The 8984-nt window shown below is 73.9% G+C and carries 7 protein-coding genes; 3 read left to right on the top strand and 4 right to left on the bottom strand.

What is annotated here, in order from left to right:
* Positions 1–48: 48 nt before the first annotated feature.
* The 3 genes from ACFWAR_RS24755 to ACFWAR_RS24765 all read right to left on the bottom strand — a co-directional run bounded on the left by ACFWAR_RS24755 (position 49) and on the right by ACFWAR_RS24765 (position 2033).
* Positions 49–459, bottom strand: coding sequence for a DUF3040 domain-containing protein (locus ACFWAR_RS24755; RefSeq protein ID WP_385780998.1), 411 nt, complete (start codon positions 457–459; stop codon positions 49–51).
* 252 nt (positions 460–711) lie between these two features.
* On the bottom strand, positions 712–1470 hold the full coding sequence (locus ACFWAR_RS24760; protein ID WP_385781001.1) for a methyltransferase: 759 nt from the start codon (positions 1468–1470) through the stop codon (positions 712–714).
* 89 nt (positions 1471–1559) lie between these two features.
* Positions 1560–2033: an SAV_6107 family HEPN domain-containing protein gene (locus ACFWAR_RS24765; RefSeq protein ID WP_385781004.1), complete on the bottom strand. Its 474-nt coding sequence runs from the start codon at positions 2031–2033 to the stop codon at positions 1560–1562.
* A 183-nt stretch (positions 2034–2216) separates the two neighbouring features.
* On the opposite strand from ACFWAR_RS24765, the gene ACFWAR_RS24770 reads away from it, so the two are divergent.
* The 3 genes from ACFWAR_RS24770 to ACFWAR_RS24780 are packed head-to-tail and all read left to right on the top strand — an operon-like array spanning position 2217 to position 5858.
* Positions 2217–3146 carry an ATP-binding cassette domain-containing protein gene (locus ACFWAR_RS24770; protein WP_385781007.1) on the top strand — a complete coding sequence of 310 codons (930 nt, stop codon included), beginning with the start codon at positions 2217–2219 and terminating at the stop codon, positions 3144–3146.
* Positions 3118–5202, top strand: a complete 2085-nt coding sequence (locus ACFWAR_RS24775) for a YhgE/Pip family protein (RefSeq protein WP_385781009.1) — start codon at positions 3118–3120, stop codon at positions 5200–5202. The genes ACFWAR_RS24770 and ACFWAR_RS24775 overlap by 29 nt, the downstream gene beginning before the upstream one ends.
* 29 nt (positions 5203–5231) lie before the next feature.
* Positions 5232–5858 (top strand): TetR/AcrR family transcriptional regulator, encoded by a 627-nt coding sequence (locus ACFWAR_RS24780; RefSeq protein WP_385781011.1) that lies wholly within the window; start codon positions 5232–5234, stop codon positions 5856–5858.
* Positions 5859–6337: 479 nt separating this feature from the next.
* Here the strand turns inward: ACFWAR_RS24780 and ACFWAR_RS24785 are convergent, their stop codons facing one another.
* Positions 6338–8728, bottom strand: a complete 2391-nt coding sequence (locus tag ACFWAR_RS24785) for a transglutaminaseTgpA domain-containing protein (RefSeq protein WP_385781014.1) — start codon at positions 8726–8728, stop codon at positions 6338–6340.
* Positions 8729–8984 lie beyond the last annotated feature (256 nt).

The following is an 8984-nucleotide window of genomic DNA, read 5'->3' on the forward strand; positions in this document are numbered from 1 at the left end:
GACGTGCGCCGGCCGGCGCACGTCCCCTCACTCCAGCTCTCGCGGGACCTACCGGTCCTGCTGGCCCTGCTCGTCGCGGCGGCGCTGCCAGCGCTGCTCGATCCGGTTCATCATGGTCCGGCGCTGCCGGTTCTGGCCGTGGCCGCGGTCACCGGCACTGCCGGTCACGGGCTGCTCGCCAGGTTTGGGTGCTTTGCGCCATCCGGTGACCGCGAGAACCGCGCAGCCCAGCATGACGAGGAATCCCACCACACTGACCCAGATCAGATTCTGCGCGACCATTCCGGTCATGAGGAGCGCGATACCCACCAGAAAGCCTGCGACCGCCTGGTAGACCCGTCGCCGGGTGTACGTACGCAGCCCGCTTCCCTCAAGCGCTGTCGCGAACTTGGGATCTTCGGCGTACAGCGCTCGCTCCATCTGCTCGAGCATTCGCTGCTCGTGCTCCGAGAGCGGCACGTGAGTCCTCCTCATCCGTCGGTCGCGCGGGGTAGCGACCGGGGGTCCCCTCCAGGATAGGCAGGGAATCGCCCCCGTGAAACCCGCCCCTCTACGCCATTTCGCCAAACCGTACCGTCGTAAGGCCGGTCGTTGAGGCGCTTATTCCCCAACGGCCCGTCCACCATGCCCGCCGGTGTCCCCCGATCATACGGGGCCGACCGGCTGAACGGGGTGTTCTGGGTACTACTCCGCATCCGGCAGCGCCGCAGATCAGGCCCGCTTCTCGCCCAGGACGTGCAGCTGCGTGGCGACCGCGTGGAAGGCGGGCAGCTCGGCCGCCGCTTCCTCCAGGCGCAGCAGTGCCTCGACGGCTCCCGGCTCGGTGTCCACGAGGACTCCGGGGACGAGGTCGGCGAAGATCCGCACCCCGTGCACGGAGCCGACTTCGAGGCCGGCTCCACCGACCAGCTCGGTGAGCTGCTCGGCGCTGAAACGGCGCGGCACCGGGTCCCCGGCGCCCCAGCGGCCCGCCGGGTCGGTCAGGGCCGTGCGGGCCTCGGTGAAGTGCCCCGCCAGCGCGCGGGCCAGGACGGCCCCGCCCACGCCGGCGCCGAGCAGGCTGAGGACGCCGCCGGGGCGCAGCGCGGCGACCGCGTTGGCCACGCCCTCGGCCGGGTCGTCGACGTACTCCAGCACGCCGTGGCACAGCACCACGTCGTAGGCCTCGCGGTCGACCACGTCGAGCAGGCCCTGGGCGTCGCCCTGGACCCCGCGCACCAGCTCGGCGACCCCGGCCTCGCCGACCCGGCGCTCCAGCCCGAACAGGGCGTTGGGGCTGGGGTCGACCACGGTCACGCGGTGGCCGAGCCGGGCCACCGGGACGGCGAACTTGCCGGTGCCGCCGCCGGTGTCCAGCACGTCCAGCACGTCCCGCCCGGTCGCCTTGACCCGACGCTCCAGGGCGTCCTTGAGGACCTCCCACACCACGGCGGTGCGAAGGGAGGCGCGGGGGCGGGAAGTGTCCGACACGGCTGATGGCTCCTCGGCGCGGAAAGGGTGAGCGGTCAGTGACCCACCCTATTGCCTTCGCCGCGCGTTGCCCTCGTCGGTCGGCCGGGTCATCCCAGCTCGGGGCGGTCCGGCCGGGGCGTCGGGAGCAGCGGTTGCAGTCCCAGCATCCGGTCCACCAGGCGCAGGAACATCGCCGTGGCGCGCACCAGGTCGTCCGCGTCGCGGTTGCTCGCGGCATCCGCTATGCCCGCCTCGGCCCGGGCCCGGCGGGCGGCGCCCGAGGCGAAGAGGGCGCTCCACTCGGTCAGTTCCGGGGCGACCTGGGGGAGCACCTCCCAGGCGCTGCGTATCCGGGGTCGACGGCGCGGGTGCACGGGCTCGGGCCGCCCGCGCGCGGCCAGGACGGCCGCGGCGGCGCGCAGGGCGGCGAGGTGGGCGGTGGCGTAGCGCTCGTTGGCCGCGGGCAGCAGGGCCGCCTCCGCGAGTCCGCGCCGGGCCTTGTCGAGCAGCTCGGCGGCGGCTGGAGGGGCGGTCGATGTGCGCAGGACGGGGTGGACAGGGGACGGGGACGGTGTGGCCATGACGAACCTCCTGTCGTTGCGTGGTGCGTGCTTCTGCTCCCCATCGTGAGGGCACCCACTGACAATCGCTCTGACCAGCAGCTTTCCCATCAACTGGCGCATAACACCCCCCGGATGTGCGGCGGATGGATCGATGCTGCTAGTTTTTGAACTGACCAGTCAGTTCAAAAAAAGGGGGAGGGTGTGGACACCCCGCACGGAGCGGCCGTCACGGCCCAGGACTTCGGACTCAAGGGCCCGCGCGGCTGGGTCTTCCGAGGCGTGTCGCTGAACGCCCCGGCCGGCTCGCTGATCGCCGTCGAGGGGCCCTCCGGCAGCGGCCGGACCTGCCTGCTCCTCGCGCTGACCGGCCGGATGAAGCCCACCGAGGGATCCGCCGAGATCGCCCGCCACCGGCTGCCGAAGAAGATGGCGGCGGTCCGCCGCATCACCGCCCTCGGCCCGGTACCCGGCGTCACCGACCTCGACCCCGCGCTCACCGTGGCCGAGCAGCTGCGCGAGGGCGCGCTGCTCCAGCGCCGCTACGACGGCCCGGTCCGCGCCCTGCTGCGCTCCCGCGCCGAGCGCGCCGCGGGCACCGGGGCGCGGATCGACGCCGCGCTGGCCGCCGTCGGGCTGCGCCTGGACACCCTGCCCAAGGGCCCGCGCACCTCGGTCCGCGACCTGGAGCGGCTGGAGGCGCTGCGCCTCTCGGTGGCCGTCGCCCTGCTCGGCGGCCCCCGGCTGCTGGCCGTCGACGACACCGACCTCAAGCTCTCCGCCGCCGAGCGCGCCGAGGCCTGGAAGCTGCTGCGGCACATCGCCGACTCCGGCACCACGGTCATCGCGGTGTGCAGCGAGGCCCCCGCCGACGCGGTGGTCCTGCGCACGGGCACGAAGAACGCCGCGGCGGAGAGCCCCGCGGCGGAGGCCCCCGCGGCGGATGCCGCCGAAGCGCAGCCCGCCGAAGCGCAGCCCGACGGCACGCAGCCCGACGGCACGCAGGCCGACGGCACGCAGGCCGACGGCACGCAGGCCGCCGAAGCGAAGACCGACGACACGAAGACCGACGACACGAAGACCGACGACACGAAGGGGACGGACGATGCGCTCGCCGAAGCTCGCCGCGCTTGAGCTGAAGCGGTTCGGCCGGGGGAAGCTGCCCGCCGCCGCGCTCGTGGCCCTGCTCCTGCTCCCGCTGCTCTACGGCGCCCTGTACCTCTGCTCGTTCTGGGACCCGTACAGCCGCCTCGACAAGATCCCGGTCGCGCTCGTCAACGCCGACAAGGGCGCCGACGCCGCGGGCAAGCACATCGACGCGGGCTCCGAGATCACCAAGAAGCTGCGCGAGAGCAAGACCTTCCAGTGGCACGAGGTCGACTCCGACGAGGCGGCGAAGGGCCTGGAGAAGGGGAAGTACTACCTCTCCCTCACCATGCCCGCCGACTTCAGCCAGAAGATCGCCTCCAGCTCCGGCGAGGACCCCACCACCAGCGCCCTCCAGGTCCGCACCAACGACGCGAACAACTACATCGTCGGGTCGATCTCGCGCACCGTCTTCGCGGAGGTCCGCTCCGCCGCGTCCACCAACGCCTCCCGCGGGTTCCTCGACAAGATCTTCGTCTCCTTCTCCGACCTGCACGACAAGACGGCCCAGGCCGCCGACGGCGCCGCCAAGCTCAAGGACGGCGCGGGCAAGGCCAAGCAGGGCGCCGAGGACCTCGCCAACGGTCTCGACACCGCCAAGGAGAAGACCGGCGAGCTGGCGGGCGGCCTCAAGAAGCTGAACACCGCCGCCGGCCAGCTGGAGACCGGTACGAAGGACATCGCCTCCGGCACCCAGGCCCTGGCCGACAAGGTCCACGGCGCCGCCGACAAGGCGCGCCCGCTGATCAAGGACCCCAAGCAGCTCTCGGACACCGCCGAACTGGTCGCCGACACCGCGCACACGGTCAACAACCACCTGGACACCTTCGCCAAGAAGGCGCCGGACGCCGCCCGCGTCAGCCAGCGGGTCTCCACCGGCGCGGCCTCGGTCTACACCGACGTGTGCACCAAGGCGACCGGTCCGCAGCCCGCCTCCTGCCCGCAGCTCAAGAAGCTCAAGGACGACGCGGCCGAGGCCGCCGAGCTGAGCTCCGACGTCAACACCCTGGTCAAGGACGCGAACGGCGACCTCGGGAAGCTCAAGGGCCAGCTGACCACCCTGGAGAAGCAGGCCCGCGACCTGGCCGCGAAGGCCCCGGCGCTCTCCTCCGACCTCGACGCGGCCGTCGCCAAGGTCGACGCCCTCAACACCGGGGCCCACAAGGTCGCCACCGGCACGGCCCAGCTGCACACCGGTCTCGGCACCGCCGCCACCGGCTCCTCCGGCCTGGAGAGCGGCGTCGGCAAGCTCGGCGACGGCGCGCACAGCCTCGACGGCGGCATGTTCAAGCTCGTCGACGGCTCGGGCGACCTCGCCACCGGCCTCAGCGACGGGGCGGGCAAGATCCCCGACTACGACCAGCCGCAGCGCGACGCGCGCACCGAGGTCATGGCCGACCCGGTCAAGCTCGCCAACCAGTCCCTGCACAAGGCGCCCAACTACGGCACCGGCTTCGCCCCGTACTTCATCCCGCTCTCCCTCTGGGTCGGCGCGATGGTCGCCTACATGCTGATCGCCCCGCTCAACAAGCGCGCCCTGGCCGCGGGCGCCTCGCCCTGGCGGATCGCCTTCGCGGGCTGGCTGCCGGTGGCCGGGATCGCTGTCCTGCAGGTGGGCGCGCTGATGTCCGTACTGCACTGGGGCCTCGGCCTGGAGATGGCCCGACCGGCCCTCACCCTCGGCTTCCTCGCCGTGGTGACCGGCTGCTTCGCGGCGATCGTGCAGTGGCTGAACGCCAAGTTCGGGGCGGCCGGGCGGATCCTCGTCCTCGTCGTACTGATGCTCCAGCTGACCTCGGCGGGCGGCACCTACCCCGTCCAGACCAGCCCCGGCTTCTTCGGCGCGATCCACCCCTACCTGCCGATGTCCTACGTCGTCGAGGGCCTGCGCCGCCTGATCACCGGCGGTGACCTCGCTCCGGTGTGGACGGGATTCGCCGTCCTGGCCGCCTTCACCGCGGGAGCCCTCGCCCTCACCGCGCTCGCCGCCCGCGGCAAGCAGGTGTGGACGATGGACCGGCTCCACCCCGACCTGAGCCTTTAGGGATCCGGATACCTGTGAGAATCAGCGCCATGGACAGCAGCAGCACCGGTACCGGCACCGGTCGACGCCAGGCCACGCGGCAGAAGCTCTACGAAGCGGCCGTCACGCTCATCGCCGAACAGGGCTTCTCCGCGACCACGGTCGACGAGATCGCCGAGCGGGCCGGGGTCGCGAAGGGCACCGTCTACTACAACTTCGCGAGCAAGACCGACCTCTTCGAGGAGCTGCTCCGGCACGGGGTGGGGCTGCTGACGGTCTCCCTGCGGACCGCCGCCGAGGAGACCGAGGCGCGCGGCGGCACCCGGGTCGAGGCGCTCGACCAGATGATCAGGGCCGGTCTCGTCTTCATCGACCGCTACCCGGCCTTCACCCAGCTGTACGTCGCCGAACTCTGGCGGACCAACCGCGCCTGGCAGTCCACCCTCATGGTGGTCCGCCGGGAGGCGGTGGCCGTGGTCGAGACGGTGCTGCGGGAAGGGGTCGAGCGGGGGGAGCTGAGCGCCGAGATCGACGTGCCGCTGACGGCGGCGGCGCTCGTCGGGATGGTGCTGGTGGCCGCGCTGGACTGGCAGTCCTTCCAGAGCGAGCGGTCGATCGACGACGTGCACTCGGCGCTGTCGTTGCTGCTGCGGGGGCGGGTCAGCGGGAGCCGGTGACCCGGTCGGCGGTGTCCGCCGTGCCGGGTGGTCGCATAGAACTGAGTATCCGTACCTAGGCGTGGAAATGAGTACGCGCACGGATGGGCCCCCACCTGCGGTGACCGCAGAATGGGGGCGACGGACGGGCCTCGGCCCGCACCGCGGACACGGGGCCGCGGAGCGGGTCGGGATGCCCGTCGCCGAGTGCGGGGCGGGGGGCTCGGCAGTCGGAGGGGAACGCCGGTGCGTTCCGGCTCGGGGGGATCGAGCCGGACCCACCGGCGTTCGCCGTTTCCCCTGCCCCCGGGCCGTCCTCAATCGCCGGACGGGCTGATCCCGGCCGCCGTCGGCCACCTTCCGCCCGCCCGGCGCGCAGAACTCCCGCCGAGGTCGGCCACATCCAGCCCGCCCGGCGCGCGGAATCCCCGCCGAGGTCGGCCGAATCCAGCCTGCCCGGCGTTTGAGGGCCCTCGCCGGAGGCGTCCCCGGGGGAGACCTCAGGGGCGGCGGGGGCGGAGGCGGTGGGTGAGGGCGGTGGTGCGTTGGGTCAGGGTGGACCAGTGGGCCGAGGCGGCCCAGAGGACGCGGACCGCCGAGCGGGGGGCCAGCAGGGCCCGTAGCCGGGCGGGCCGGGAGAGCGCGGCCAGCAGGGCCCGGCGGACCGCCAGGACGTCCCCGGACTCGGTGGCCCCCACCACCGCGTCCGGACGCGCGTACAGCTCCCGCTCCACCGCACCCGCGACCCTCCGCACGGCCTCCGCGGCATCCGCCTCCAGCCGTCCGTCCGCCACGATCCGGGCCGCCGCGGCCCGCGGCGAGAGCGCCTCGTCGGGGGCGATCCCGACGTCCCACGCCGCGTCCCCGAGCTCCCGCCACGCTTCCAGCGGATCCCCGGAGCGCAGCCGCCGCCCCCGTACCCGGCCCCGCCACAGCAGCGGCACCAGGGGAACGGCCAGCAGCAGGACGGCCAGGGCCGACCAGCCGAGCACCGCACCGACCGGGACGCCGCCGGCGCCGCCGCCCGCGCCCGCGCTCGCCGCCGCGTTCCCGCAGTCGCCGAGCTGCTTCTGCTTCGGCGTGCAGTCCTCGGACCGCGAGGGAGCGGGCGTCGGGGCGGAGGCCGTCGGCGAGGGCAGCGCGGCCGAGGCGGACGGCTGCGAGACCGGGGTCTGCGGCCGGGTGTACGCGGGCGCGTTGCCCCGCTGCGGGGTCGGTTCGAAGCGGGTCCAGCCCACGCCCTCGAAGTACAGCTCGGGCCAGGCGTGCGCGTCCCGCATCGTCACGACCACGCTGCCGTCGCCCTGCTTGGTGCCGGGCGCGAAGCCGACGGCGACCCGGGCCGGGATCCCGAGGGAGCGGGCCATCGTCGCCATCGAGAAGGAGAAGTGGATGCAGAAGCCGCGCTTGTCCGCGAGGAACTTCGCGATGGCCTGCGAACCGCTGCCCGAGGCGACCTTGGTGTCGTAGGTGAACCCGCCGTTGACGGCGAAGTAGTCCTGGAGCTTCACGGCCTTCGCGTAGTCGCCGCGCGCGCCCTGGGTGACCTTGCGGGCCGTCTCGGAGACCACCGACGGCAGGTTGTCCGGCAGCCGCGTGTTCTCGCCGAGGACCTCGGGCGCGGCGGGCGGGGCCGCCGCGAGCTGCTCGGCCGTCGGCCGCAGCTCGACGCTGCGCACGGTGTACTGGGCGCCCTGGGCGTTCTGGTACTTGTCCTTGCCCAGCTGCTCGCCGACCAGGGTCCGCCCGACCGGTTCGAAGCGCCAGCGGCCGCGGACGTCTACGCCGGTCGCCGGGTAGGGCATCGGCAGGTAGCGCTGCGCGTAGGTGCCCGACGCCGAGATGCTGGTGCGGATCTCGTCGGAGGAGGCCAGGAGGTCCCGGGACAGCCCCGGCGGGTTCGGCAGCTGCGCGGGGAGGTCGCTCAGCGCGCGCGCCGAGGCCTCCCACTTGACGCCGTCGAACTGGTCGAGGGAGAGGATCCGCAGGTACTGGTCGGAGAGCTGCTTGCCGTCCGTGCGGTACTTGAGCACCTCGCGGTCGTCCTGCGTGTTGAGGCTGTCCTGGAGGGCGACCAGCGGGTTGACCGCCTGCCCGACCCCGGTGCCCACGCCCCCGCCGCCCCCGCCGCCGCGCGCGTCCAGCAGCCCGCTGCTGAGGGCGGGCAGGGCCGCCGGGACCGCGAGCGCGAGCCCGAGGGCGACCGCGCCGATCCGCCGCCCGGTCCGTACCGGGGCGAGCGGGCGGTTCCCCGCGCCCAGGCCGTTCTGCGAGGGGCGCCCGCCCGGGGCGGCGCCGCCGAAGACCCGGCCCCACTGGGCCAGCCGGTCCCGGCTCTCGGCCAGCAGCATCAGCAGGTAGCCGCAGCCGGCCAGCACGAACCACAGCCAGGACGCGCCGCCGCCACCGCTCAGCCCAGCGGCCACCGAGTACAGCGCGAGCAGCGGCAGCCCGGCCGCCGCGGCGGCCCGTGCGGTCACCGCGAGCATGTCCACGAGCAGCCCGATCACCAGCACGCCGGTGATCAGCAGCAGTCGGATGCCGTCGGTCAGCGGTGCGGGGATCGCGAACTCGCCGACGTCCCGCACCCCCTGCCCGTACAGTCCGCCGAAGTCCGTCACCAGGTACGCCAGCGGGCCCGAGCCGGTGGAGGCTCCCCGTCCGGCGAAGAGCAGCATGAGCAGCAGCAGCGACACCAGCAGCTGCGCGGCCACCGTCAGCGGGCGCGCCAGGGGCACCCGCCGGGCCGCCGCGCCCACCCCGCTCTGCACGGCGGCCAGCGCCGCGGCCTGGAACATCCAGGTCGCCGGATGCACCAGCGGCAGCAGGGCGCCCGAGGTGAGCAGGGTCGCCAGCAGCGCGAACAGGGTCAGTCTCGCCCGGCCGCTCATGGCCTGCCTCCGGAAGTGTTCGCGTCGTGGCCGTGGCCGGTGGCCGCCTGCCGCCACAGGTCGGCGAAGGCCGTCCCGGGGGGTACGGCGACCGCGGTCCAGCCCGCGTCGCGCAGTTGTCGCAGTCGTTCGGCCAGGGGTGAGGGCGGGGCGTCGGCGGGGCCCGCGGGCGGCGGCCCCCCGGGGGGGCCCGCGGGGGGGGGGGCCCCCCACCCCGGAGCCCCCCCCCGCCGGGCCGGCCCCAGAAGACCCCCCC

Origin of the sequence: Streptomyces sp. NPDC059917, from assembly GCF_042730635.1 — a bacterium.
GTDB lineage: Bacteria > Actinomycetota > Actinomycetes > Streptomycetales > Streptomycetaceae > Streptomyces.